This is a genomic window from Ramlibacter sp. PS3R-8, from assembly GCF_037572435.1.
Taxonomy (GTDB): Bacteria; Pseudomonadota; Gammaproteobacteria; order Burkholderiales; family Burkholderiaceae_C; genus Ramlibacter.
Genome location: NZ_JBBHGT010000001.1, coordinates 1 through 25,485 on the forward strand (window position 1 = coordinate 1; position 25,485 = coordinate 25,485).

The window sequence follows — 25,485 nt, forward strand, 5'->3', positions numbered from 1 at the left end:
AGACGTGGGTTCGATTCCCATCGCCCGCTCCATGACGAGCATCCAGGAACAGCCCCTTTGGCGGTGCTGCTTCATTTGACGACCCTGGCTGGCTCTGCTTGAATTCCCTCGTCCCATGCGACGAAGGAGTCCACCATGGCCACCTTGTTCGCCAACCGTCCGTTCGACTACCGGGCCTTGAACCTCAGCGATACGCTGGACGCCACCGGCTACGAGTTCAACAACAACGTCTTCGTCACCTACAACGGCATCGTCTACGAGGACCTTTACTCGCTGGAGTTCGACTTCGGTTCCTCGTACCTGACTTTCGCCGGCCACGGCATCACCATGGCCGGCGACACGATCACCGGCGGCACCGTCACGGGCATCATCGAAGAGGCCCGGGACGGCAGCAGCTTTGCGGCGGTGTGGGGTGTCGAGCGGATCAACGTCGGCGCCGTCCCGCTCTGGAACGCGGCGCACACCGCGGGCACCGCTGACGACTTCGCGCTGATCCAGGGCATGCTGGCCGGTGCCGACACCTTCTTTCTTTCGGACGGCGCCGATCGCATGCGCGGCTATGCGGGCAACGACAGGCTCCTCGGCTTCGCAGGCGCCGACATCCTGTACGGCGATGCCGGCAGGGACGTGCTCACCGGCGGCCTCGGAGGGGATCGCTTGTTCGGTGGCGAGGGGGCCGACATCTTCGACCTGGACCGTGTCGGGGAGTCCGGGCTGAGCTCCGGCAGCCGGGACGTCATCGGAGACTTTCAACGGGGCGCCGACAGGATCGACCTTCGCACCATCGATGCGAACGCCGCGGCCGGCGGCGACCAGGCGTTCTCCGGATTCATCGGTGCCGCGCGCGCCTTCAATGCGCCGGGGCAGCTGAAGTTCCGCGACGGGGTGTTGTACGGCAATACCGACAACGATCCCGCCGCGGAGTTCGCGATACGGGTCACCGGTGTGGCGGGGCTTTCCGACCCGGACGTGATGCTGTAGCCCTACGCTGCCAGCACCCGTAAAAAAGCCCCGCAGTGCGGGGCTTTTTCCTGAATCGCGAACCGAATGTTCAGCGCCGTTGCGGCGGCCGGGCACCACCACCGCCCACGAAGGGCTTCCGCTCCGGCAGGTGCCGGAACATGATGCGGCCCTTGGTCAGGTCGTACGGAGACAGCTCGAGGGTCACATCGTCGCCCGCGATGATGCGGATGCGGTGCTTCTTCATCTTGCCGCCGGTGTAGGCAACCAGCTCATGGCCGTTGACGAGCTTCACGCGGCAACGGGAGTCGGGGAGGATTTCCTCGACCCTGCCGCGCATTTCGATCAGTTCTTCCTTGGCCATAGGCGCTCAATACCGGCGGGAACCGCCACCACCACCGCCGCCGCCGCCGTAACCGCCGCCGCCACCACCGCCGCCGCCATAACCACCGCCGCCGCCGCCGCCACCGCTGCGCGGCTCCATCGGACGTGCTTCGTTGACCACCAGGCCACGGCCGCCCATCTGCTGGCCGTTCATGCCCTTGATGGCGGCTTGCGCCTCATCGGGGGTGCTCATTTCGACAAAGCCGAAGCCCTTGGAGCGACCGGTGTCGCGCTCCATCATGACCTTGGCGCTGGAGACAGTACCGAACTGGCCGAAGGCCTGTTGCATGTCGCTGTCGGAGAAGGAATAGGGCAGGTTGCCCACGTAAAGTTTGTTGCCCATCAGGGACTCCAGAGAAAGGATAGGGAAGCGATGGAGCCCGGATGCAATCACAAACTCATGGGATTGATTCGAAAACGCGAAACTGACTGTTCACCGCAAACTGCCGCGCGCGCACCGAAGCGCGAACGACCCCCTATTGTGCCCCGTATTCGATTCCGGCGCACGGGAATCGGCTATCGGCCTGTGAATGGGGGTGAACCGCGTGACAAAGATTCGCCCCTCTGCTGTCTCAGGGGTGGGCACGGGTCCTACAAGCCGCGCCGCGGAGCCTGCATAGCATGAGGTTTTCGGAGAGTCACGACGATGAGCATCCTGCAGAGCCGCCAGCGTTCCCCCCGCAAGGAACGCGTCGACGTTTCCTACGATTACGCCGTTTGCGCCTGGGCACGCCACTTCAACGTGAGCGAGAAGAAAGTGAAAGAGGCCGTGGCCGCGGTGGGAGACGAGGCTGACAAGGTGCGGGAGCACCTGAAGGGCCGGTCTTCCGAAAGGCCGATGAGCAACTGACTTCAGGCGTCGGGGTGCGCTCGCGCGCAACCCGACCTACGCCGGGGAACCGGGCAACTTGATGCCCGGGAAGATCTTGATCACGGCAGAGTCATCCTCCTTGGCATGGCCTGCCGACGACGCCTGCATGAACATCTGGTGCGCGGTGGAAGCCAGCGGCAGCGGAAACTTGGAAGCCCGTGCCGTGTCGAGCACCAGCCCCAGGTCCTTCACGAAGATGTCCACGGCGGACAGCGGCGTGTAGTCGCCCGCCAGCACGTGGGCCATGCGGTTCTCGAACATCCAGCTGTTGCCGGCGCTGTGCGTGATCACCTCGTACAGCGCCTCGGGCGCCACGCCCTCGCGCAACCCCAGCGCCATCGCCTCCGCGGCCGCCGCGATATGCACGCCGGCGAGCAACTGGTTGATGATCTTCACCTTGCTGCCGGCGCCGGCCTTGTCGCCCAGCCGGTAGACCTTGCCCGCCATCGCGTCGAGGACGCCGCCTGCCGCCGCATAGGCCTCGGGCTTCGCGGAGCTCATCATCGTCATCTGGCCGCTGGCCGCCTTGGCCGCGCCACCGGAGATGGGCGCGTCGATGTAGTGGATGCCGGCGGCGTTGAGGCGCTGCTCCAGGGCGATCGACCAGTTGGGGTCGACCGTCGAACACATGACGAAGACGCTGCCCGGCGCCATCGCCGCGGCGGCGCCCGCGTCACCGAACAGCACGCTTTCGGTCTGCTGCGCATTCACCACCACCGAGATGACGATCGCACAGGCTTTCGCCACATCAGCGGGTGAGTCACAGGCGACCCCGCCCTCCCTGGCGAAACTGGCCGCCACGCCGGGCCGTGCATCGCAAGCGTGCACGAGGTAACCGTTGCGTCGAAGGGTCGCGGCCATGCCGGCGCCCATGGCGCCGAGTCCGATCAGTCCTGCCTTGTTCTGTGTCATGGGATGCTCCTGCCGGATCATCCCAAGAAAAAAGGGCCCCGGAGGGCCTTTTTCGTTTCGCCGCGACGCGGGCTCAGCTGCCTTCGACGTCGTGCTTCTTGTCGGCCGGCCCCGTGCCGGACAAGCCGCCGCTCTGCGGGTAACCGCCCGTGGGCCACTCGGACGATGGCCTGGACTTGGCCGCATCGCCCATGTTCTGCGCCACCTGCTTCATCTCGCCCGACTTCTCCTGGGCCTTGGCGTACCACTTGCGCACGATCTCGCTTGCCGTGTCGCGCCCGCCCAGTCCGAAAGCCAGGCCGATGCTGAGGGCCAGCGCGCCGACGATGGCCATGAACAGGGTGTTGACCAGTTCCGTGGCGATGCCCAGCTGGTTGACGGCCACCACCACGGCGAAGGCCCACACCACCACCGCGGCAGCCTTCGCCAGGAAATCCGCGTTCGACAGGCCCGCTTCGCTTGCCGCGCCGCGCACCAGGTTGCTCAGTGCGCGCGACGCCAGGCCACCGATCACCAGCACGACCAGCGCGACCACCACGTTGGGCAGCCACAGCAGCAACTGCCGCAGCACGTCCGACACGGCCGGCAGGCCCAGCGCGTCGAAAGCCACCACCAGTGCGATCAGGCGCACGAACCACTTCACCACCAGGCCGATCAGTCCCGCCGCGTCGGTGTTCATGCCCATCTTCCTCACGAACCCCGACAGCCCCGCCTTTTCGGCCAGGTCGTTGAAGCGGATCGAGCGCAGCAACGAGGCCAGGCCGCGCTCGATGAGGGAAGCGATGAACCAGCCGACGATCAGGATCAGCGCGAAGCCGAGGATCTTGGGGATGGCCGAGAACAGGAGCGCCATGGCGGCGGCGAGCGACGTGAACATGGCGTCGCTCCAGTGGGTGACTGCTGTGGGCATGAGGGAATCTCCGGTGGATGAAGGCGCAACCAACACCCACTGTCAATCTTTCGCATTCTGTAACGCGTCGGTGGCGTCCCGCGCGCGCTGTAGGAGAGTGACGATGTGTCGGGCGGCTCGACCGGGTGCTTCAAGGCCCGGCCGTCACACGCCACACCGCATTGCCGACGTCGTCCGCCACCAGCAACGCACCTCGGCCGTCCAGGGCGACGCCGACCGGTCGACCGCGTGCGCGCTCCTTGCCGTCGAGGAAGCCCGACAGGAATTCCACCGGCGGTCCGGCCGGTCGGCCATTGGCGAACGGTATGAACACCACGTTGTAGCCGGCCATCGGCTTGCGGTTCCATGACCCATGCTGGCCGACGAAGGCGCCGCTGGCGTAGTTGGCCGGCATCCGTGCGTCCGAGAACACCAGGCCCAGCGGCGCGACATGCGAACCCAGGCCGTAGTCCGGCACGATGGCCTTGGCGACCATCTGCGGGTTGGGCGGCTGCACCCGCGCATCCACATTGCCGCCCCAGTAACTCCACGGCCAGCCGTAGAAGCCGCCGTCCTTCACCGAAGTCAGGTAGTCGGGCACCAGGTCGTTGCCGAGCTCGTCACGCTCGTTCACCACCGTCCACAACGCGCCGCTCTGCGGCTCCCAGCCGAGGCCGTTGGGGTTGCGTAGTCCGCTGGCGAAGAGGCGCTTGGCGCCGGTGGCACGGTCCACTTCCCAGATCGCGGCGCGCCCCTCTTCGGAAGACAGTCCGTTGTCGCCCGCATTGCTGTTCGACCCCACGGTGGCGTACAGCTTGGTGCCGTCCTTGCTGGCGATGATGTTCTTCGTCCAGTGGTGGTTGGCGCCCGCCGGCAGGTCCGTCACCTTCACCGGGGTTGCGGAGATCGCGGTCTGCCCCGGCTGGTAGGGCACCTTCACGATGGCATCCGCGTTGGCGATGAACAGCTCGTTGCCGACCAGCGCCATGCCGAACGGCGACGTCAGGCCGGAGAGAAAAACGGTGCGCACTTCGGCCACGCCGTCGCCATCCGCATCCCGCAACAAGGTGATGCGGTTGGCGCTGGGCACGCCGGCGCCGGCCCGCTTCATCACCCACCCCATCACCTTGCCGCGGATGCCTTCGGCATGCACGTTCTTCGCCCCCGCTTGCGGCGGTGGCTTGTTGCTCTCGGCCACCAGCACGTCGCCGTTGGGCAGCGTGTACACCCAGCGCGGATGCTCCAGGCCCCTGGCCAGGGCCGTCACGCGAAAGCCTTGCGGCGCGCGCGGCGTCGCACCGTCGGGCCAGCCTTCAGCCGGCGCGATGCTGAGGGTGGGCAGCAGGCTCTTTTGGGGCGCGGGCAACTGCGGTTGCGGGCCGACGCCGGGCAGAGCCGATTGGGCCGTGACACCGCCAGCGCAGGCAACCAGGGCCAGCACGGCCAGCAGCGGGACGAGGACGAGGGGACGATGGGAGGCCATCCCGCGAGTGTCCGCCGGAACCCGCCGCGACGCGTAGGCCAGCGCCGCAACAGGAGAGAAAGGGTGCGAAACCTATAATCGAAGGTTCAGCTGGACACTCCATGAGCACCCCCAAGATCACCGTCGCCGACATCCGCCAGACCTTCCTCGATTTCTTCAAGGACCGGGCCCACACGGTGGTGGCGTCCAGCCCGCTGGTGCCGGGCAACGACCCGACGCTGATGTTCACCAACTCGGGCATGGTGCAGTTCAAGGACGTGTTCCTCGGCAGCGACAAGCGTTCCTACGTGCGCGCGGCCTCGGTGCAAGCGTGCCTGCGCGCGGGCGGCAAGCACAACGACCTGGAGAACGTGGGCTACACGGCGCGGCACCACACCTTCTTCGAGATGCTGGGCAACTGGTCGTTCGGCGACTACTTCAAGCGCGACTCCCTCAAGTGGGGCTGGGAACTGCTGACCCAGGTGTACAAACTGCCGGCCGACAAGCTGTGGGCCACGGTCTACATCGACGACGACGAGGCCTACGACATCTGGACCAAGGAGATCGGTGTGCCGCCGGAGCGCGTGGTGCGCATCGGCGACAACAAGGGCGCGAAGTACGCCAGCGACAACTTCTGGATGATGGCCGACACCGGCCCGTGCGGCCCGTGCTCGGAAATCTTCTACGACCACGGCCCGCACATTGCCGGCGGCCCGCCGGGCAGCCCGGAGCAGGACGGCGACCGCTACATCGAGATCTGGAACCACGTGTTCATGCAGTTCGACATGCAGCCCGACGGCTCGCTGCGTCCGCTGCCCGCGCCTTGCGTCGACACGGGCATGGGGCTGGAGCGGCTGGCGGCGATCCTGCAGAAAGTGCACAGCAACTACGAGATCGACATCTTCGAGGCGCTGATCGCCGCCGCCGGGCGCGAGACGCACACCCAGGACCTGGGCAATCCCTCGCTGCGCGTGATCGCCGACCACATCCGCGCCACCTCCTTCCTGGTGGCCGACGGCGTCATCCCGTCGAACGAAGGCCGGGGCTACGTGCAGCGCCGCATCATCCGGCGCGCTATCCGCCACGGCTACAAGCTGGGGCAGAAGACGCCCTTCTTCCACAAGCTGGTGCCGACGCTGGTCAAGCTGATGGGTGAGGCCTATCCGCAACTGGCGGCCGCCGAGAAGAAGGTGATGGACGTGCTGGAGGCGGAGGAAGAGCGCTTCTACGAGACGCTCGGCACCGGAATGCAGATCCTGGACCGGGCCTTGAGTGACGAAGGGCTGGTGCTTGCGCACCTGCGCCGCCACCACGGTGCGCAGAACATCGGCATCGAATCGGCAGGGCAGAAGAGTTCCGGCAAGGACACCAACCGGTTCGATGCCGTCCTGGACTTCGACAGCGGCGCCTCGTTCGCGATCGAAATCCTGCGTCCGAGGCCGGGCCAGAAGCAGGAGGAGATGGTGGCGCACCTGAAGCGGTTTGCCGGCAGCTTCGCTGCGAGCCAGTACGACAAGGCCATCGTGGCGGTGCTGGGTGAAAAATCCGCTGTCATCGAGAAAGACATCCGGGCCGCCATGGGCAGCGATGCCGTCGACGTGGAGTTCTTCGACCATCGGCGGCTCGACGAAATTCGAATCCTCGACGGGAAGGTGGCGTTTGCCCTGCACGACACCTACGGTTTTCCGCTCGATCTCTCCGCGGACGTCTGCCGCGAGCGCGGCGTGTCGGTCGACGAGGCCGGCTTCAACGCCGCCATGGAAAAGCAGAAGGCGGCCGGCCGCGCGGCGGGCAAGTTCAAGATGGACCGCGCGCTCGAATATGGCGGGGCGGGCAACGTCTTCATCGGCTATGACAAGCTCGAAGAGCAGGCCACGGTGCTGGCCCTGTACAGGGACGGCACGCCGGTGCCGCAACTGGAGGAGGGCCAGCCGGGCGTCGTGGTGCTGGACACCACGCCGTTCTATGCCGAAAGCGGCGGCCAGGTCGGCGACTGCGGCGTGCTGGCGGCCGAGGGCGTGCAGTTCGGCGTGCAGGACACGCAGAAGATCAAGTCCGACGTCTTCGGCCACCACGGCGTGCAGACGCAGGGCACGCTGAAAGTCGGCGACAGGGTCAAGGCCGCGGTCGACCTGGAGCGGCGGGCCGCCACCGTGCGCAACCACAGCGCCACGCACCTGATGCACAAGGCCTTGCGCGAGGTCCTGGGCGAGCACGTGCAGCAGAAGGGCTCGCTGGTCGACGCCGACAAGACGCGCTTCGACTTCACGCACAACGCTCCCGTCACGCCGCAGCAGGTGCGCGAGATCGAGAAGCGCGTGAACACCGAGATCCTGGACAACCACGCGACGCAGGCGCGGGTGATGGACATCGAAGCGGCCAAGGCCACGGGCGCGATGATGCTGTTCGGCGAGAAGTACGGCGAATCGGTGCGCGTGCTGGACATCGGCAGCAGCCGCGAGCTGTGCGGCGGCACGCACGTGCAGCGCACCGGCGACATCGGAATGTTCAAGGTGGTCAGCGAAGGCGGCGTGGCCGCCGGCATCCGCCGGATCGAGGCCGTGACCGGCGCCAATGCGCTGAACTACCTGCAGGAACTGGAAGGCACGGTGCAGGCGGTCGCCAGCTCGCTGAAGGCCTCGCCCACCGAGCTGAACGGGCGCGTGGCGCAGGTGCTCGAGCAGGTGCGGACGCTGGAAAAGGAAGTGGCCCAGCTCAAGGGCAAGCTGGCTTCCTCGCAGGGCGACGACCTGGTGTCGCAGGCCGTCGAAATCAAGGGCATCAAGGTGCTGGCGGCCCGGCTGGACGGTGCCGATGCCAAGACGCTGCGCGACACCATGGACAAGCTCAAGGACAAGCTCAAGACGGCAGCCATCGTGCTGGCGGCGGTGGACGGATCCAGGGTGCAGCTGGCAGCCGGCGTGACCGCCGACAGCATGGGCAAGGTGAAGGCCGGCGACCTGGTGAACTTCGTCGCCCAGCAGGTGGGCGGCAAGGGCGGCGGCAAGGCCGACATGGCCATGGCGGGCGGCACGGATGCGAGCAAGCTGGCAGCGGCTTTGAGTTCGGTGCAGGCCTGGGTGTCGGATCGGGTGTGAGCTTGCGATGTCGGGGTTCGGCGCTTCGCGCGCTCACCCCGACCTACGAAGTCCCGGCCTGGATCCTGTAGGTCGGGGTGAGCGGCGCAGCCGAACCCCGACGCTCAAGTCTTGCGGAACACCACGTCCCAAACCCCATGCCCGAGCCGCAACCCGCGATTCTCGAATTTCGTCAGCGGCCGGTAGGCGGGCCGCTGCGCGAACCCGGCTGCGGTGTTCTTCAGCGCCGGCTCCGCTGACAACACCTCCAGCATCTGCTGCGCGTAAGGCTCCCAGTCCGTCGCGCAGTGGATGTATCCGCCTTGCGCCAGTCGCGGCAACAGCTTGGCGATGAAATGCGGCTGCACCAGCCGGCGCTTGTTGTGCCGCAACTTGTGCCACGGATCGGGAAAGAAGATGTGAACGCCCGACAGCGCATCGGGCGCAAGCATGTGGTCCAGCACCTCCACCGCATCGTGTTCGAGGATGCGGATGTTGGTGAGGCCCAGCTCGCCGATGCGCTTGAGCAGCGCACCCACGCCCGGTGGATGCACCTCGCAGCACAGGAAATTCGTCTCCGGCATCAGCGCGGCAATGTGCGCCGTGGCCTCGCCCATGCCGAAACCGATCTCCAGGACGGTCGGCGCGGCGCGGCCAAACGCCTGCGCCAGATCCACGGGCTGCGCCTGGTACGGCAGCAAGTACCGCGGCCCCAGCGACTCGATCGCCTTGGCCTGGCCGACCGTCGTGCGGCCGGCGCGGCGCACATAGCTGCGGATGCCGCGCGGGTAGCGCACGCTCTCGGGCGTGTTCTCGTTGTCGCTCATGGCCGGATTGTCCGCTACCGCCAGCGCCCGCCCCATGCGGCGACCGCGCGCGCCAGGACGTCCGCGACAGTGCCGCCTGACGCCACCGTCAGGCCCAGCACCGCCGCAGCGTTGGCCAGCGCGACTGCAGGAGCGTCCAGCTCCAGCGGGGCGGCGCCGTTCTGCTTGGACAATTTCTCCCCGTTCGCACCCAACACCAGCGGCGTGTGCAGATAGACGGGCGCGGGCAGGCCCAGCGCACGCTGCAGCAGCAACTGGCGCGGCGTGTTGTCCGCGAGGTCCTCGCCGCGCACCACGTGCGTGATGCGCTGGGCGGCGTCGTCCACCACCACGGCGAGCTGGTACGCGAACAGGCCGTCGGCGCGCTTGAGGACGAAGTCGCCGACTTGATCTGCCACGTCCTGCTGCTGGTCCCCAAGGCGGCGATCGGTCCACCGCACCTCGCCAGCCGGCACGCGCAAGCGCCAGGCGCGTGGCTGCTTGCCCTGCAGGCCGCCGCGGCAGGTGCCGGGGTACACCAGCTCGGCATGCCGCGGACGCTCGCGCCCCAGCGAGCGCAGCGCCTCCTCGATGTCCTTGCGCGAGCAGCCACACGGGTAGGCCAGGCCGTTCGACACCAGCCGCTCCAGCGCCGACTGATACAACGTGTCGCGACTCGACTGCCACTGCGGCGGCTCGTCGGCCACCAGCCCGCAAGAGGCGAGCTGCTGCAGGATCTGCCTGTCGGCGCCGGTCACGCAGCGCGGCCGGTCCACGTCCTCGATGCGCACCAGCCATTGCCCGCCATGTGCGCGCGCATCCAGCCAGCTCGCGAGCGCCGCGACCAGCGATCCCGCATGCAGCGGCCCGGTGGGAGAGGGCGCGAAGCGGCCCCGATACACCATGCTCATCCCGGACGATGCCGCCCGAGCAGCGCCGAGCGCGTGGTGGCGCTGTCCAGTTGCTCCAGCCACCATTGCAGCGCGCGGCCGGCCGCCAGGTTGCCCGAGGTGCGCCATGCATAGCTCAGGCGCAGCACGCGCCGCGGATGGCGCTGGATGTCGCGCGCAACCAGCCGCCCGGCTTCGAGATAAGGGCGCGCCAGCGGCTCGGGCAGGAAGCCGCCGCCGAGACCACGCGCCTGGGCGTCGAGCTTGGCGCGCATGCTGGAGACCGTCAGCACATCCTGGCCGGGCAGCAGTCCCATGGTCAGCGCGGTACCGCGTTGCTGGGTCGAATCCGATACGGCCACGGCACGGTGCTTCATCAGCACCTCGTCCGGCACCGGTTCGGCCGCACTGGCCAGCGGGTGATGGGGCGCGACCGCATAGATGAAGTGCAAGTCGCCGAGATCGTGGCTTTGCACGCCTGCGGTCGTGCCGGGCTCCACCACCACGCCCAGCGCCAGGTCGGCGCGCCCGGTGGTCAGCGCTTCGAGCGTGCCGGCCAGCGACTCGTCGCGCAGGCGCAGCCGGGTCGTCGGCTGCAGCGCGTAGAAGGATTCCGCCAGCTCCATCACGGTGGACGGTGAAAGCGCGGTGTCCACGGCAACGGTGAACTCGGCTTCCCAGCCGGTGGCCACGCGCTTGACGCGGTGCGCCATGGCATCGATGTCCTGCAGCAGCTGCTGGCCGGCGCACAACAGCTCGTTGCCGGCGGGCGTGAGCCGGGCCTGGCGCGAGCTGCGGTCGAACAGCAGGACGTCGAGCGCATCCTCGAGCTGCCGGATGCGATAAGTCACGGCGCTGGGCACCAGCCCGAGCTCGCGCGCGGCGCCGGCGAAGCTGCCTTGCGCCACCACGGCCTGCACGAGCGCAAAGGAATCGGGCGTCAGCACGTCCCGCGGCGTGGCCATCAATCAACCCCACTGATTCAAAGTTTTTGAATGATGCCATCAAATAGCACTGGCTCTCTCCACGCCTCCCGGCACGTACATTGGTGCTCATTCAAAGGAATTCACCATGATCGCCTTGCGCAAGTCCCAGGAACGCGGGTTCGCCGACCACGGCTGGCTGAAGTCGTTCCACAGCTTTTCGTTCGCCGGCTACCACGACCCCGAGCACATGGGTTTCGGCAACCTGCGCGTGATCAACGAGGACCGCATCGCCCCGGGCACCGGCTTCGGCACGCACGGCCATCGCGACATGGAGATCATCAGCTACGTGCTGTCCGGCGAGCTGGCGCACAAGGACACGCTGGGCAACGTCAAGGGCATTCCGCCCGGCGACGTGCAGCGCATGAGTGCGGGCCGCGGCGTCATGCACAGCGAGTTCAACCACGCCAAGGACCAGACCACGCATTTCCTGCAGATCTGGATCGAACCCAACGTCACCGGCATCGAGCCGGGCTACGAGCAGAAGGGTTTTCCGGAGGAGCAGAAGCGCGGCAAGCTGCGCCTGGTCGCTTCCCCCGATGGCGCCGAAGGCTCGGTGCTGATCCACGCCGATGCGCGGCTGCATGCCGGCTTGTTCGACGGCGGTGAAAGCGCGACGCTGAAGCTCGAGCCTGCCCGCCCCGCTTACGTGCACGTGGTGCGCGGCGAGCTCTCCGTCAACGGCACGCGTCTTGCGGCCGGTGATGCGGCGAAATTGCAGGGCGAGTCGCAGCTGACGCTGTCCGAAGGCCGGGACGCCGAAGTCCTGGTGTTCGAACTCGCCGCCCACTGATCTTTCTTTTCCTTCCCAACTGGAGTTCCCATGGCCACCGTCGCTTCCCCCTACGCCTCGACCAACGACTACGCGCTGACCCCGGCGCAAGACGCTTTCGCGCTGCTCGGCCGCGTGCTCATCGCGCTGCTGTTCATTCCCTCGGGGTGGGGCAAGATCGCCGGCTTCTCCGGACTGGTGGGCTACATCGCCTCCAAGGGCGTGCCGCTGCCCGAGGTGTGCGCCGTGATCGCCATCGCCGTCGAACTGGGCCTGGGCATCCTGCTGCTGGTCGGCTTCAAGACGCGCTGGGTCGCCTTGCTGATGGCCATCTTCATCATCGTCATCACCTTCATCTTCCACAACTACTGGGCGGTCGAAGCCGCGCAGGTGATGGCGCAGAAGATGAACTTCTACAAGAACCTGGCCATCGCCGGTGGCGTGCTGGCTTTCGCGGCGTTCGGCGCGGGCGCCTACAGCGTGGACGGCAGCCGCCGCCGCGCTTGATCCTCCTCGTTCTTTTCATCATTCGCACAGGAATTCCATGGCAAATGTCGTCGTCGTCTACCACTCCGGCTACGGCCACACGCAGCGCCTGGCGCAATCCGTCGCCGAGGGCGCCGGCGCCCGGCTGCTCGCGATCGACGCCGAGGGCAACCTGCCGGCCGGCGGTTGGGAAGAGCTGAAGGCAGCGGACGCGATCATCTTCGGCTCGCCCACTTACATGGGCAGCGTGAGCTGGCAGTTCAAGAAGTTCGCCGATGCGTCGTCCAAGCCCTGGTTCGCCCAGGAGTGGAAGGACAAGATCGCCGCGGGCTTCACCAACAGCGCGGGCATGAACGGCGACAAGCAGGGCGTGCTGACGTCGCTGTTCACCCTGGCCATGCAGCACGGCATGGTGTGGGTGAGCCAGGGCCTGATGCCCAGCAACACCAAGGCCGCCAAACGCGACGACGTGAACTACCTGGTGTCGTACAGCGGCGCCATCGCGCAGTCGCCTTCGGACGCCGGCGCCGATGCCATGTCAGCGGGCGACCTGGAGACCGGCCGCATCTTCGGACAGCGCGTCGCCGAAGCGGCCGCGCGCTGGGCCCGGTAGGCCGCGTCCATGATCGACCTGCAGATCGGCGGCCACCAGAAGGACCTGGGCGGGGGCTTCCTCGTCCGCCGGTTCCTGCCCGATGCCCGGCGGCGCAGTGTCGGGCCCTTCATCTTCTTCGACCACTTCGGCCCGGCGGAAGAACAACCGGGGCTCAACCACGATGTGCGGCCGCACCCGCACATCGGCCTGGCCACCGTCACCTACCTGTTCGAGGGCGCGATGATGCATCGCGACAGCCTGGGCATCGAGCAGCTGATCGAACCCGGCGCCATCAACTGGATGACGGCGGGGCGGGGCATCGTGCACTCCGAGCGCAAGCCGGATCACTTGCGTGACGTGGCCTTCGTCAACCACGGCTTGCAGCTGTGGACGGCGCTGCCGCTGGCGCACGAGGAGGCGCAGCCGTCCTTCTCGCACACGCCTGCATCCGCCATTCCGGAAGGCGCGGTGGACGATGCGCGCGTGCGCGTGCTGGTCGGCGAGGCGTTCGGGCTGGCCTCGCCCGTGCCCGCGCTGTCTCGCACGCTCTACCTCGATGTCCGCCTGACCGCCGGCGGCCGCATGCGATTGCCCGCGCTCGAAAGTGAACTGGCGCTCTATCCCGTGGAGGGCGACGTGACGGTCGACGGCGCGGTGCTGCCGCAGCGGCAGATGGCGGTGCTGCGTCCCGGCGAAGACGCGCTGTTGACGGCCGCCGGTGACGTGCGGCTGGTGGTGGTGGGCGGCGACGCCCTCGACGCGCCGCGCCACATGTGGTGGAACTTCGTGTCCAGCCGCAAGGAGCGCATCCTCGCCGCGAGCGAAGACTGGCAGGCGATGCGCATGGGCCGGGTGCCCGGAGATGACGAGTTCATCCCGCTGCCGCCGACGCCTCTGACGCCGCCGGAGCCGCGGTCGTAGGCGGCTCACCGGGGTTCCTTGCGTCACCCCGGCCTACGAATCCGCGTCGCGCGCACTCTCGCGTGCAGCTATCTCCCGTAGGCCGGCGGTGAGCGCGCAGCCGAACCCCGGTGAACCCCGGTGCCTAGCCCGCCGACCCGTCCTGGGCCGGCGCGAGCTGCCCATCCAGAGCCTCGCGCTCGTCGAAAACGAAGCAGTTCCCGCGGAAATGCGCCCCGCCGGTCTCCTCGAAGTACTTCAGGATGCCGCCCTCGAGCTGCCACACCTGCGGCAAGCCCGCTTCGCGCATCACCAGCGCGGCCTTCTCGCAGCGGATGCCGCCGGTGCAAAAGCTCACGATGGTGCGCCCCTGCAGGTCGGGCAGGTGCTCCTGCAAGGCCTGCGGAAAGTCGCTGAAGCGCGCCAGCCGCCAGTCCACCGCGCCTTCGAAAGTCCCCTGGTCCACCTCGAAGGCGTTGCGCGTGTCCAGCATCACCAGGGGGCGGCCCTCGTCGTCGTGACCCTGGTCCAGCCAGCGCTGGACCGTGAGGGCGTCCAGCGCAGGTGCGCGTCCGGCCGCCGGCTGGATGGCGGGGTGGTTCATGCGGATGATCTCCCGCTTGCGCTTGACCCGCATGCGCCGGAACGGCACGGTGTCGGACCAGCTTTCCTTGGCCTGGAGGTCCGCCAGGCGCGGATCCGACCGCAGATGGGCCAGCATGTCGCGCACCGCGGCAGGCGCTCCGGCGAGGAACAGGTTGATTCCTTCCTCCGCCAGCAGGATCGTGCCCTTGAGCCCCAGCGCCTCGGCGCGCTGCAAGAGCGGCTCGCGCAGCGCGCCGGCGTCGGGCAGCGCGACAAAGCGGTAGGCGGAAATGTTGAGGACTTTGTTCACGGGGTTGGCTTCACTGCAAATGTCAAGGGGCGCGCATTTTCTACAATGGCTGGAACATGTTCGTCCACCTGCGCCTGCACACCGAATTCTCCGTCGTCGACGGCACCAACCGCATCGAGGAGATCGTCAAGGCTGCCGCGGCGGACGCGCAGCCGGCGCTGGCCATCACCGACCTGAACAACCTGTTCGGGGCCATCAAGTTCTACAAGGAGGCGCGCGGCGCCGGGCTGAAGCCGGTGGTGGGCTGCGAGGTCATGCTGCAGGGCTTGGGCGGGGACGCCGCGCTGGTCACGCGCGTGGTGCTGCTCGTCCAGAACCACCAAGGCTACCTGAACCTGTGCGAGATCCTGGCGCGCGGCTGGATCGGCAATGTCGTGCGCGCGCAGGCGGTGTGCAAGCTGGAGTGGTTGCAGGAGCTGGGCGGAGGCCTGATCCTGCTGTCCGGCGCGCAGGCCGGCCCGATCGGCCAGGCGCTGCTGCAGGGTGACGAAAGCCGCGCCGCCGACGTCGCGCTGCAATTGGCCGGCATCTTCCCCCACCGCTTCTACATCGAGCTGCAGCGCGCCGGCCGCCCCGACGACGAGCAGCACGTGGCGGCCGCGGTGCAGCTGGCGGCGCGCCTGAAGCTGCCCGTGGTGGCCACGCATCCCGTGCAGTTCACCAAGGAAGACGACTACGAGGCACACGAGGCGCGCGTGTGCATCTCCGAAGGCGAAATCCTGGGCAACCAGCGGCGCGTGCGCAAATTCACCCGCGAGCAGTACTTCAAGCCGGCCCAGCAGATGGCGACGCTGTTCGCCGACCTGCCGTCGGCGGTGGCCAACACGCTGGAGATCGCGCGGCGCTGCAACCTCGTGCTGGAGCTGGGCAAGCCCAGGCTGCCCAACTTTCCCACGCCCAATGGCATGCCGATCGAGGAGTACTTCCGCTTCGCCTCGCACGAAGGCCTGCAGGAGCGCTTGCTGCAGCTGTTCCCCGAGGAGTCCGCACGCGAGAAGGAGCGGGCGCGTTACGTCGAGCGGCTGGAGTTCGAGATCGGGACCATCCTGAAGATGGGCTTTCCCGGCTACTTCCTGATCGTCGGCGACTTCATCAACTGGGCCAAGAAGAACGGTTGCCCGGTGGGGCCCGGCCGGGGTTCGGGCGCCGGTTCGCTGGTGGCGTACGCGCTGAAGATCACCGACCTGGACCCGCTGCAGTACAACCTGCTGTTCGAGCGCTTCCTGAACCCGGAGCGGGTGTCGATGCCCGACTTCGACATCGACTTCTGCCAGGGCAACCGCGACCGCGTGATCGAGTACGTGAAGGAGAAGTACGGGCGCGAGGCGGTCAGCCAGATCGCCACCTTCGGCACGATGGCCGCGCGCGCCGCCGTGCGGGACGTCGGCCGCGTGCTGGACATGAGCTACACCTTCTGCGACGGCATCAGCAAGCTGATCCCGAACAAGCCGGGCGTGCACATCACGATCGCCGACGCGCTCAAGCAAGAGCCGATCCTGGCGGAGCGCTACCAGCGCGAGGACGAGGTCAGGACGCTGCTGGACCTGGCGCAGAAGCTCGAAGGCATGACCCGCAACGTCGGCATGCACGCGGGCGGCGTGCTGATCGCGCCGGGCAAGCTGACGGACTTCACCCCGCTGTACCAGCAGCCGGGCAGCGACTCGGCCGTCAGCCAGTACGACAAGGACGACGTGGAAGCCGCGGGCCTGGTGAAGTTCGACTTCCTGGGCCTGGCGACGCTGACCATCCTGGAGCAGGCGCGCAAGCTGATCGCCGGACGCCACCCGGGGCAGGAGGACTTCACCTTCGAAAAGATCGCGCTCGACGACGCGCACACCTACAAGCTTTTCTCCGACGGCAAGACCGAGGCGGTGTTCCAGTTCGAATCCCGCGGCATGCAGGGCATGTTGCGCGACGCCCGGCCGACGCGGCTGGAAGACCTGATCGCCCTGAACGCGCTGTACCGCCCGGGCCCGATGGACCTGATCCCCAGCTTCGTGGCACGCAAGCACGGCCGCGAGGTGGTGGAGTACCCGCACCCCGCGGTCGCCGGGATGCTGAGCGAGACCTACGGGATCATGGTCTACCAGGAACAGGTGATGCAGACCGCGCAGATCCTGGGCGGCTACTCGCTGGGCGGCGCCGACCTGCTGCGCCGGGCGATGGGCAAGAAGAAGGCCGAGGAGATGGCCGAGCACCGCGAGCGCTTCCGCGCCGGTGCCGAACAGACGCACGGCATCCCGCAGGCCAAGGCCGACGAGGTGTTCGACCTGATGGAGAAGTTCGCGGGCTACGGCTTCAACAAGTCGCACGCCGCCGCCTACTCGCTGCTGGCGTACCACACCGCCTGGCTGAAGGTCCACTACACGGCGGAGTTCTACTGCGCCAACATGACCATCGAAATGGACAACACCGACAAGCTCAAGGTGTTGTTCGAGGATGCCGTCAAGAACTTCGGCATCACCTTCGAGCCGCCCAACGTGAACCGCGGCACCCACCGCTTCGAGCCGATCTCCAGCAAGCAGGTGCGTTACGGGCTGGGCGCCATCAAGGGCACGGGGCAGTCCGCCATCGAGGCCATCGTCGCCGCGCGGGAGGAGGGCGGGCCTTTCACCAGCCTGTACGACTTCTGCTGCCGGGTGGACCGCACGCGCATCAACAAGCGCTCGGTCGAGGCCCTGATCAAGGCCGGCGCTTTCGACACGCTGAACATGAACCGGGCGGCGCTCGCGGCCTCCATCGACCGCGCCTTCGATTTCGCCAATGCCGCCGACGCCAATGCCAACCAGGGCGGCTTGTTCGACATGGGCGACTCCCACGCGGCCAGCCACGTCGAGCCGGAGCTGGTGGACGCCATGCCTTGGGGCGTGAAGGAGCGGCTGTCGATGGAGAAGACGGCGATCGGCTTCTACCTCTCGGGTCACCTGTTCGACGAGGTGGAGCGCGAGGTGCGCCGCTTCGCCCGGCGCCGCATCGACGAGCTGGTCGACACGCGTGAGCCGTTGCTGCTGGCAGGCATCGTCAACGACCTGCGGGTGATCAACGGGCAACGCGGCAAGCTGGCGCTGTTCAAGCTGGACGACAAGACGGACACGATCGAGGCGGCGGCCGACGAGGGCGTGTTCAACCCGCACCGTGCCTGGTTCAAGGACGACGAGCTGATCGTGGTGATGGCCAAGATGCAGCCCGACCGCTTTTCGGGCGGCTTCCGCCTGAACATCAGCCAGATCTGGGACCTGGCGACCGCCCGCTGCCGCTTCGGCAAGTACCTCAGGGTGGCCGTCAACGGCCAGGTGCCGGACATCCAGCGCCTGCTGCGCGACTTCCCCGCGCGGCGGGAGCTGTCGGACCAAGGCGAGCTGGTGCGCGGCCTCGGCGTGCGCCTGCTGGTGCAGCGCGACGCGGCGCAGGCCGAATTGCAGCTGGGAGAGCAGGCCAAGTTCTTCCCGAGCGACGCCGCCTTGGCCAGCTGGATGGCGCAGGCCCACGGCGGGCAAGCGCAGATCGTCTACGAGAGCTGATCCGGGGTTCGGCGGGGTCGCTGGCGCGAACCCGCCCTACGGACGCCCGCGTAGGGCGGGTTGCGCAACGCGCACCCCACCTGTGCTACTGCGCTGCCGCCACGTCGAACTTCATGCCGGAGCTGCGCCACTCCGGGAAGCCGCCACGGAACCAGTACACCCTGCGGTAGCCCGCCTTCATCGCGGCTTGCGAGGCCTTGAAGCTTTTCCAGCACTCGGGGCCGTTGCAGGCGAAGACCAGTTCCGCATTGCGGTCGGCGCCCAGCCGCTCGACCTCGAACTTGTCCTGCGATGCGTCGAAATCGGCGTCCTTGGCGCTCTTCTCGTGGTACGGCACCAGGATCGCACCGGGCACTTGGCCGGCCTTGAATTCGACCTCCGTGCGGGTGTCCACGTAGGTCGCACCGGCCTGCAGCAACTGCGCCACTTTCGGCGCGTCGACGACCGTGGCGCCGGGCAACGCGCGCGGGGTGAAGTACCCGAGCGTGGCCACGTACTTGAAGTCATCGGCCGTGTGGGCGACGGAGCGCGCATTCTCGAGGCGCATCAGCTCCGCGAACGGCGCGGCGTCCGCCAGCGCATCCCGAAGCGCGTCGGGACTGGTGCGCGCGCCCTTGCGGATGGCGACGCTGAGGCCGGGCACCGGCTTGGACTGCATCACCGCCTTCACCGGCTCGCCGGCGGCCACCCAGCGGTCGAACACGGCCTTCTCCACGGCCACCACGTCGCAGCGGCGCACCTGCAGGCACGGCAGCAGTGCGTCCTGGTAGCGCGTCTCGTAGACCGACGAGAAGTGGCGCTTGATGCTGGTGTTGGCGGCGTTCACTTCGCCGCGCACCAGGTACGTCACCACGCTGTCCTGCAGCGGGAGCCCCAGGCGCTTGCCCTTCGCATGGGTGAGGTCCGCGATGTCGGTGTCGCGCAGCGTCACCAGCACCGCCTGCACCGGCCGGCCCAACCCCACCACCGGCACGTAGCCGTAACGCACGGCGCTGCCCACGACGTGGGCGGGGCCGACGAAGATGTCGTGGACGCCCGCCCGCGTGGAGCCCAGGTCCGCGGTCGCATCGGTCGACAGCGCGACATGGACGCCGCCACCGGATTGCTTGCGCAACGCCTGCTCCACGGCGGCTCGCCACGCCGTGTACAGCGCATAGCGGGACTGCTCGCTGCTGTCCCCCGGATTGACCAGCACGCGCAGTACGGCCGGGGCGCCCGCGGCCGGTGACTGCGCCGTGGCGGCTTGCCCCGCGAGGCCCGTGAGGGCCAGTGCAGCCCCGATGATGACCCTGGACGGTTTCATGCTGCCTCCTGTTGAATCGGCGAAGTGAGGACGTAGCGGCCGCGCACCTGTGCGTGCCGAGGCGGCTGGGCGGATGCGGCCATCGGCGGGTCGTGCCGGTGGAGCGTGGTGAGGTTGTTCCAGAGCAGCACGTCGCCTGGCTGCCATGCGTGGTGCAGCGTGACGGCGGGCGCCGTGGCATAGCTCCAGACGATGTTCATCAGCCGCTCGGATTCGTCGGGGGCCAGTCCCGCGAACCAGCTCTGGCGGCGGTTGCCGAGATACAGGCTCTGCTCGCCGCTTTCGGGCTGCACGACGATCACCGGATGCACGCTGCCCGTCACGTGCACGGGGCCGTCGTTGGCCACGCGGCCGAAAGCGATGGGCTCCGCCATGGCCAGGCTGCCGGCATGGCGCATGGCCAGCCGGCGCAGCCGTGAAGCCAGGTCGGTCGGCATCGAGCGCAGGGCGGCCGACAGGCTCGCGAGCCAGAGGCCGGTGCATGCGGCCTGCTGCGGCGCATGCATCAGGTGCGCGAACGGCGGCCGCTCCAGGTACGCGCCGGCAGCGTGCCATTCGGTGTCCGCGCGCTCGCTCTCGGCTTGCGCTTCGATCTCGCCAAAGCGGGCCGCGAACCGGTCGAACTCGCCGTCGGCCAGCCGCTGGCCGCGGAACAGGATCACGTGGTGCCGCTTCCAGAGCGCATACAGGAGATGGAACTGGGGCGCCGTGATGCGCGCCAGGTCGATGCCGTGGATCTCCGCACCAAAACTGGCGCAGAGCGGGGTATGTCGAACCATGCAAAGCCTCCCATCCATGCCGCGTCGCCGCCATTCGAATGCCACGGCCGGGCTGACCCAGTGTGAGCAGATGCAGCGTGCCAGCCTAGGGGCAGCGCACGGGCGCAGCCGCAACTTACCTGCGGTTGCAGGTCGTGCTATCGAAAAAGTAGCATTGGAGTCAGGCGAACCAAGGCCTGCAGCGCCACCGTAAGCCCGGTGCGTACGCGGCGATGGGTGCGCTCCCCAAAGCGCGCGCAACAAAAAGCCCCGTGCGTCGCGGATGGGCGGTCAACCGCGTGGGCGGAAGACGAGATCGCCGCCGGGTGGCACGCGCCCGTCGGTGTCGCGCGGCAAAACTTCGGTGCGGTCCAGGGCGCGCAGCACCGCATCGTCCCAAGCCTTGTTGCCGCTCGCCTTCTTGATGCGCCGGCTGACGATGGTGCCGTCCGGCGCCAGGCGCACTTCGACCACCGCTTCCGGGTTGCCCGGGCTGTCGTCGCTGAACACGATGTTCGGCTTCACGCGTGCCTGCACGCGGGAGCCCCAACTGGCGGACGGGCCGGAGGAGCGCGCGGCGTTCCCGGTCGCATCGGGTGCGCCCGAACCGGCCATGCCCTGGATGCGCCGCATGTTTTCTTCGCGCTGTTGCGCCACCCGCTGCGCTTCGCGCGCCTCCCGGGCCTGCTGTTCCTGCTGGCGCTTGCGATCGGCTTCTTCCTTGCGCTTCGCCTCGGCGACGGCGCGCGCCTGTTCTTCCTTCTTGCGCGCGAGGTCCTCTTCGCGCTGCTTCTTCTGGGCCTCCAGCTTGCGGCGCTGGTCACGCTCGCGTGCCAGGTCCTCCTGTTTCCGCTTCGCGGCTTCGCGCTTCTCCAGTTCGCGCCGTTCCAGCTCCCGCTCGCGTCGCTGCTTCTCGCGCTCCAGGGCGATGTCCGCCTGGCGCTGCACCGGCGGTTCCGGTTGCGGTGGCGTCTTCACCACCGGCGGCGGTGGCGGCGGCGCCCGGACCACGGGTGGCGGCGGAGGAGGTGGGGGCGGAGGCGGCTGCACGACTTCGCGCGGGGCTGCCTGGCGTGGCACGCTGGACCAGAGTTCGGCCTCGGCCACCGTGGCCTGCGTGTCGGTCTTCCATCGCAGTCCGTGCATCAGCGCGGCGGCCAGGAGCAGGTGCGCCACCACGGCCAGGCCCAGGGCGCGTGTGAGGCCCGGCTGCGGCGGCGGCGCGAAGTCGAGGCGGTCGGCGGTGGCGTGCATGCGGACCTGCGCTTGTCGTTACGGCGCGAGCTGGACGGACAGGCCGACGCGCTCGACCCCGGCGCGCTGCAGCGTGTCCATCACCTTGACCACGGTTTCGTACTTCACGTTGCGGTCGGCGCTGATCACCACCGCCACGCTGCCCGCGGCTTGCCCGGACTGCGCCTGCAGCACGGCGGGTGCGATGTCCTTGAGGTTCATCGGCTGTGACTTGTCGCCGCTCCTGACTTCCAGCGTCTCGTCCCTGGAGACGATCACCTGCACCACCTTGTCCGGCTGGGTCTTCGCCTTGCCCACGCTCGGCAGGTCGATCACGCTGGGTGCGATCAGCGGCGCGGTCACCATGAAGATGATCAGCAGCACCAGCATCACGTCGATGAACGGGACCATGTTGATCTCGTTGATGGTGCGGCGGCCGCGGCCACGCTGGCTGACGGAAGGCATCAGTGCCCCGAGGCGGACGAGGCGCCCAGGTTGCGCTGCAGGATGTTGGAGAACTCCTCGATGAAGGTCTCCAGCTTGATGGCCACCCGGTCGATGTCACGGGCAAAGCGGTTGTACGCCACCACGGCGGGGATCGCGGCGAACAGGCCCAGGGCGGTGGCCACCAGCGCCTCCGCGATGCCTGGCGCCACGGTGGCCAGGGTCACCTGCTGCAGGCTGGCCAGGCCGGTGAAGGCATGCATGATCCCCCACACGGTGCCGAACAGGCCCACGTAAGGCGAGACCGAGCCGACCGAGGCGAGGAACGACAGGTGGGTCTCCACCGTGTCCATCTCCCGCTGGTAGCTGGCGCGCATGGCGCGCCGCGCGCCATCGAGCAGCGTGGCCGCATCGCCGATGCGGCGCTCGCGCAGCTTCTGGTATTCGCGCATGCCGGAGGCGAAGATGCGCTCCATGGGGCCGGCGAGCTTGGCGTTCTGGGCAGCCGCGGAGAACAGGTCGTTCAGGCTGGTGCCCGACCAGAAGTCGCGTTCGAAATCGTCGTTCAGCGCGTTCACCCGCCGCAGCGAGAACAGCTTGCGGAAGATGGCAGCCCAGCTGGCCACCGACACGATGAGCAGCAGCAGCATCACCAGCTGCACGACGAGACTGGCGCCCAGCACGAGCTGGAGGATCGATAGGTTCTGGTTCATGCCTTGTGGTTCAGCACATCGAGGATGTCGTGCGGGATGCGGCCGGGCCGCAAGGTTTGCGCATCGACCCAGCCGATGCGGATGGTGCCCTTGCATAACAGCGTGTCGCCGCGCCGGGCCTGCTGCGCGATTATCAGAGACGCCTGGCCTGCTGCTTCGAGCTGGGCCGTAACAAGAAGTTCATCGTCCAGCCGCGCGGGCGCGAGATAGCGCACCGAAGTTTCGCTGACGACGAACATGCCGCCCACCCGTTCCTTCAGCCGGCCCTGGTCCACGCCCAGCGCGCGCAGCCACTCGGTGCGCGCGCGTTCGAAGAACTTCAGGTAGTTGGCGTAGAACACGATGCCACCCGCGTCCGTGTCTTCCCAATAGACGCGCACCGGCCATGTAAAGACCGGGTGAATCAGACCACCTCCCCCAGGATCGTCCGCTTCGCGGCCATCTCCTCCCCCCTCCGCAAGCGGAGGGGGCGAGCGCCTTCGGGCGGCCGTGCGGCGCTCTGCATCATCCGAGGAGTCCTTTCAGCCGCGCCGCCGCTTCCTGCAACTGCGCCATCGAGCTCGCGGTGGAAAAGCGGACGAAACGGCTGGTTTCGGCGTGCCCGAAGTCGCGGCCCGGCGTGACGGCGACGTGCGCGCGCCGCATGGCTTCGAAAGCGAAGTCCCAGCTGCCGTCGACGCCCAGGCGCCGCGCGGCGTCGCCGCAATCCGCCCAGGCATAGAAAGCGCCGTCGGGCATCACCGGCACCTGGAGGCCCATCGACCGCAGTTGCGGGATGAACCAGTCGCGGCGGGCGCGGAATTCGGCGCGCCGGCGCTCGTACTCGGCGATGCTTTCCGGCTCGAAGCAGGCGAGGGCGGCGTACTGGGAAATGGTGCTGGCGCAGATGAACAGGTTCTGGGCCAGTCGCTCGATCACGGGCACCAGGGCGTCCGGCACCACCATCCAGCCGAGCCGCCAGCCCGTCATGTTGAAGTACTTGGAGAAGCTGTTGATGCTGATGACGTGGTCGTCGATCGCCAGCCCCGTGTGCCCGAAGGTGTCGTCGTAGCTCAGGCCGAGGTAGATCTCGTCCAGCAGGGTGATGCCACCGCGGCTTTGCACCAGGTGGTGGATGCGCCGCAATTCGTCGGGGTGGATGCTGGTGCCGGTGGGGTTGGACGGCGACGCCAGCAGCACGCCGCGGGTGCGCGGCGTCCAGTGCTCCTGCACCTTGGCGGCGGTGAGCTGGTAGCGCTCCGCGGCGGTGGTGGGCACCAGCACGGCGTCGCCGTCGGCCGCGCTCACGAAATGCCGGTTGCACGGGTAGCTCGGATCCGGCATCAGGATTTCGTCGCCGGCCTCGATCAGCGCCAGGCAGGCCAGCTGCAGCGCCGCCGAGGCGCCGGCCGTGATGACGATGCGCCGGGCCGGCACATCGACGCCAAAGCGCTCGGTGTACCACCCGCTGATGCGCTCGCGCAGCGCGTCCAGGCCGACGGCGTGCGTGTATTGCGTGGCGCCGCCGCGGATGGCGCGTTGCGCCGCTTCCTGCACCAGCGGCGGCGCGGTGAAGTCCGGCTCGCCGATGTTCAGGAAGATCATCGGCGTGTCGCTGCGGGCGACGTCGCGCGCGATCTCGCGGGCGGCCTTGGCCACCTCCATCACGTAGAACGGCTCGATCCGCTCCGCCCGCCGCGAAATCCTCATCAGCGTGCCTTGCCCGAGGCGCGGTCCGCGTCCACTTCCGCCGGGCGCAGCTGCGGCGCCAGGCCGTTGAGCACGCCGTTGACATACTTGTGGCCGTCGGTGCCGCCGAACTCCTTGGCCAGCTCGATGCATTCGTTGAGCACGACGCGCCAGGGGACGTCCGGCGCGTGCAGCATTTCGTAGGCGCCGATCCACATCACCGCGTGTTCGATCGGGGAGATCTCGGCCAGCTTGCGATCGAGCAGCGGCAGGATCAGCTCGTCCAGCTGCGCTGATTCGCGGATGCAGCCATGCAGCAGCGCGTCGTAATGCACCGAGTCCGCCTTGTGGAAGCCGGACAGGCCGCGGGTGAACTGGTCGATGGACTCGGCGTCCTGCCGGCCGACCAGGTGCTGGTACAGCGCCTGCACCGCGAATTCGCGGGCGCGGCTGCGCGGCGGCTTGGACGATGTCTTGCGGGGAGCGTCGGTCGTCATCCGATCGATTCCAGCAAGTTGGCCATCTCGATGGCGACGCGCGCCGCATCGCAGCCCTTGTCCTCCTGCCGCGCCAGGGCCTGCGCCATGTTCTCGGTGGTCAGGATCGCGTTGGCGATCGGCAACTGGTAATCCAGCGAAACCCGGGTCACGCCTGCGGCCGACTCGTTGGCAACCAGCTCGAAGTGATAGGTTTCGCCACGGATGATGCAGCCCAGCGCGATCAGCGCGTCGTAGCCGCCCCGTTCGGCCATTGCCTGCAGCGCGATGGGCACTTCCAGCGCGCCCGGCACCTGGACGTGCTCGATGTTCTTTTCCAGCACGCCGTGCTCCAGCAGCGTGTCCCAGCAAGCCTTGGCCAGCACGTTGGTCACGCCCTGGTTGAAGCGGGCCTGCACGATGCCGATCGCCAGGTCCTTGCCATCGAGCCGGTTGGCCGGGCCCTTGTCTGCACCAAACATTCAGA

Annotated in this window: 24 protein-coding genes and 3 pseudogenes; 9 read left to right on the forward strand and 18 right to left on the reverse strand. The window is 68.0% G+C overall.

What is annotated here, in order from left to right; all coding sequences use genetic code 11:
• Positions 1-135: 135 nt before the first annotated feature.
• Positions 136-981 (forward strand): calcium-binding protein, encoded by an 846-nt coding sequence (locus tag WG902_RS00005; RefSeq protein WP_340057823.1) that lies wholly within the window; start codon positions 136-138, stop codon positions 979-981.
• Between the two features lie 70 nt (positions 982-1,051).
• Here the strand turns inward: WG902_RS00005 and infA are convergent, their stop codons facing one another.
• Both infA and WG902_RS00015 read right to left on the reverse strand, forming a co-directional pair.
• Positions 1,052-1,324, reverse strand: a complete 273-nt coding sequence (infA, locus tag WG902_RS00010; RefSeq protein ID WP_340057824.1) for a translation initiation factor IF-1 — start codon at positions 1,322-1,324, stop codon at positions 1,052-1,054.
• Positions 1,325-1,345: 21 nt separating this feature from the next.
• Positions 1,346-1,687: pseudogene (locus WG902_RS00015) on the reverse strand (RNA recognition motif domain-containing protein); the annotation flags it as partial.
• 303 nt (positions 1,688-1,990) lie between these two features.
• Between WG902_RS00015 and WG902_RS00020 the strand changes: the two are divergent.
• A complete protein-coding gene (locus tag WG902_RS00020) occupies positions 1,991-2,194 on the forward strand; it encodes a DUF3606 domain-containing protein (RefSeq protein WP_340057825.1) in 204 nt (67 codons plus the stop codon).
• Between the two features lie 36 nt (positions 2,195-2,230).
• On the opposite strand, the gene ltnD is transcribed toward WG902_RS00020, so the two are convergent.
• The 3 genes from ltnD to WG902_RS00035 form a co-directional block, all read right to left on the reverse strand.
• The gene (ltnD, locus tag WG902_RS00025) at positions 2,231-3,127 is read right to left on the reverse strand and encodes an L-threonate dehydrogenase (protein ID WP_340057826.1); all 897 of its coding nucleotides are present in this window, start codon (positions 3,125-3,127) and stop codon (positions 2,231-2,233) included.
• Between the two features lie 73 nt (positions 3,128-3,200).
• On the reverse strand, positions 3,201-4,037 hold the full coding sequence (locus tag WG902_RS00030) for a mechanosensitive ion channel family protein (RefSeq protein WP_340057827.1): 837 nt from the start codon (positions 4,035-4,037) through the stop codon (positions 3,201-3,203).
• A gap of 130 nt (positions 4,038-4,167) precedes the next feature.
• Positions 4,168-5,499: a PQQ-dependent sugar dehydrogenase gene (locus tag WG902_RS00035; protein ID WP_340057828.1), complete on the reverse strand. Its 1,332-nt coding sequence runs from the start codon at positions 5,497-5,499 to the stop codon at positions 4,168-4,170.
• Between the two features lie 101 nt (positions 5,500-5,600).
• Here WG902_RS00035 and alaS (WG902_RS00040) point away from each other — a divergent pair.
• A pseudogene (alaS, locus tag WG902_RS00040) lies at positions 5,601-6,752 on the forward strand (alanine--tRNA ligase); the annotation flags it as partial.
• Positions 6,753-7,112: 360 nt separating this feature from the next.
• Positions 7,113-8,576, forward strand: a pseudogene (gene alaS / locus WG902_RS00045) (alanine--tRNA ligase); the annotation flags it as partial.
• 104 nt (positions 8,577-8,680) lie between these two features.
• Here the strand turns inward: alaS (WG902_RS00045) and trmB are convergent.
• From trmB to WG902_RS00060, 3 genes are read right to left on the reverse strand one after another with little or no spacing between them, the layout of a single operon-like run.
• Entirely contained in the window at positions 8,681-9,382 is a 702-nt protein-coding gene (trmB, locus tag WG902_RS00050; protein ID WP_340057829.1) for a tRNA (guanosine(46)-N7)-methyltransferase TrmB, read from the reverse strand.
• Positions 9,383-9,396: 14 nt separating this feature from the next.
• The gene (gene gluQRS / locus WG902_RS00055; protein ID WP_340057830.1) at positions 9,397-10,272 is read right to left on the reverse strand and encodes a tRNA glutamyl-Q(34) synthetase GluQRS; all 876 of its coding nucleotides are present in this window, start codon (positions 10,270-10,272) and stop codon (positions 9,397-9,399) included.
• Positions 10,269-11,216 (reverse strand): LysR family transcriptional regulator, encoded by a 948-nt coding sequence (locus tag WG902_RS00060; RefSeq protein ID WP_340057831.1) that lies wholly within the window; start codon positions 11,214-11,216, stop codon positions 10,269-10,271. Before WG902_RS00060 ends, gluQRS begins: the two co-directional genes overlap by 4 nt.
• A gap of 106 nt (positions 11,217-11,322) precedes the next feature.
• Between WG902_RS00060 and WG902_RS00065 the strand changes: the two genes are divergently transcribed.
• From WG902_RS00065 to WG902_RS00080, 4 genes are read left to right on the forward strand one after another with little or no spacing between them, the layout of a single operon-like run.
• A complete protein-coding gene (locus WG902_RS00065) occupies positions 11,323-12,027 on the forward strand; it encodes a pirin family protein (protein WP_340057832.1) in 705 nt (234 codons plus the stop codon).
• 30 nt (positions 12,028-12,057) lie between these two features.
• Positions 12,058-12,513, forward strand: coding sequence for a DoxX family protein (locus WG902_RS00070; RefSeq protein ID WP_340057833.1), 456 nt, complete (start codon positions 12,058-12,060; stop codon positions 12,511-12,513).
• 37 nt (positions 12,514-12,550) lie between these two features.
• On the forward strand, positions 12,551-13,105 hold the full coding sequence (locus WG902_RS00075) for a flavodoxin family protein (protein WP_340057834.1): 555 nt from the start codon (positions 12,551-12,553) through the stop codon (positions 13,103-13,105).
• A 9-nt stretch (positions 13,106-13,114) separates the two neighbouring features.
• A complete protein-coding gene (locus WG902_RS00080; protein WP_340057835.1) occupies positions 13,115-14,008 on the forward strand; it encodes a pirin family protein in 894 nt (297 codons plus the stop codon).
• Positions 14,009-14,132: 124 nt separating this feature from the next.
• Here WG902_RS00080 and WG902_RS00085 read toward each other — a convergent pair whose 3' ends face one another.
• On the reverse strand, positions 14,133-14,882 hold the full coding sequence (locus WG902_RS00085) for a sulfurtransferase (protein ID WP_340057836.1): 750 nt from the start codon (positions 14,880-14,882) through the stop codon (positions 14,133-14,135).
• A 56-nt stretch (positions 14,883-14,938) separates the two neighbouring features.
• Here WG902_RS00085 and dnaE point away from each other — a divergent pair, with 56 nt between their 5' ends.
• Positions 14,939-18,403: a DNA polymerase III subunit alpha gene (gene dnaE / locus WG902_RS00090; RefSeq protein ID WP_340057837.1), complete on the forward strand. Its 3,465-nt coding sequence runs from the start codon at positions 14,939-14,941 to the stop codon at positions 18,401-18,403.
• Between the two features lie 85 nt (positions 18,404-18,488).
• Here dnaE and WG902_RS00095 read toward each other — a convergent pair whose 3' ends face one another.
• The 9 genes from WG902_RS00095 to ribH form a co-directional block, all read right to left on the reverse strand.
• The gene (locus WG902_RS00095; protein WP_340057838.1) at positions 18,489-19,706 is read right to left on the reverse strand and encodes a rhodanese-like domain-containing protein; all 1,218 of its coding nucleotides are present in this window, start codon (positions 19,704-19,706) and stop codon (positions 18,489-18,491) included.
• Positions 19,703-20,485: a TauD/TfdA dioxygenase family protein gene (locus tag WG902_RS00100; RefSeq protein ID WP_340057839.1), complete on the reverse strand. Its 783-nt coding sequence runs from the start codon at positions 20,483-20,485 to the stop codon at positions 19,703-19,705. Before WG902_RS00100 ends, WG902_RS00095 begins: the two co-directional genes overlap by 4 nt.
• A 270-nt stretch (positions 20,486-20,755) precedes the next feature.
• Positions 20,756-21,718, reverse strand: coding sequence for a cell envelope integrity protein TolA (gene tolA / locus WG902_RS00105; protein ID WP_340057840.1), 963 nt, complete (start codon positions 21,716-21,718; stop codon positions 20,756-20,758).
• Positions 21,719-21,736: 18 nt separating this feature from the next.
• Complete coding sequence (locus WG902_RS00110; RefSeq protein WP_340057841.1) at positions 21,737-22,162, reverse strand: biopolymer transporter ExbD; 426 nt, start codon at positions 22,160-22,162, stop codon at positions 21,737-21,739.
• On the reverse strand, positions 22,162-22,854 hold the full coding sequence (gene tolQ, locus WG902_RS00115; RefSeq protein ID WP_340057842.1) for a protein TolQ: 693 nt from the start codon (positions 22,852-22,854) through the stop codon (positions 22,162-22,164). The genes WG902_RS00110 and tolQ overlap by 1 nt, the downstream gene beginning before the upstream one ends.
• Positions 22,851-23,234 carry a tol-pal system-associated acyl-CoA thioesterase gene (gene ybgC, locus WG902_RS00120; protein ID WP_445263639.1) on the reverse strand — a complete coding sequence of 128 codons (384 nt, stop codon included), beginning with the start codon at positions 23,232-23,234 and terminating at the stop codon, positions 22,851-22,853. The genes tolQ and ybgC overlap by 4 nt, the downstream gene beginning before the upstream one ends.
• 124 nt (positions 23,235-23,358) lie before the next feature.
• On the reverse strand, positions 23,359-24,543 hold the full coding sequence (locus WG902_RS00125) for a pyridoxal phosphate-dependent aminotransferase (RefSeq protein ID WP_340057843.1): 1,185 nt from the start codon (positions 24,541-24,543) through the stop codon (positions 23,359-23,361).
• Positions 24,543-25,019 (reverse strand): transcription antitermination factor NusB, encoded by a 477-nt coding sequence (gene nusB, locus WG902_RS00130; protein ID WP_340057844.1) that lies wholly within the window; start codon positions 25,017-25,019, stop codon positions 24,543-24,545. The genes WG902_RS00125 and nusB overlap by 1 nt, the downstream gene beginning before the upstream one ends.
• Entirely contained in the window at positions 25,016-25,480 is a 465-nt protein-coding gene (gene ribH / locus WG902_RS00135; protein ID WP_340057845.1) for a 6,7-dimethyl-8-ribityllumazine synthase, read from the reverse strand. The genes nusB and ribH overlap by 4 nt, the downstream gene beginning before the upstream one ends.
• Positions 25,481-25,485: the final 5 nt, after the last annotated feature.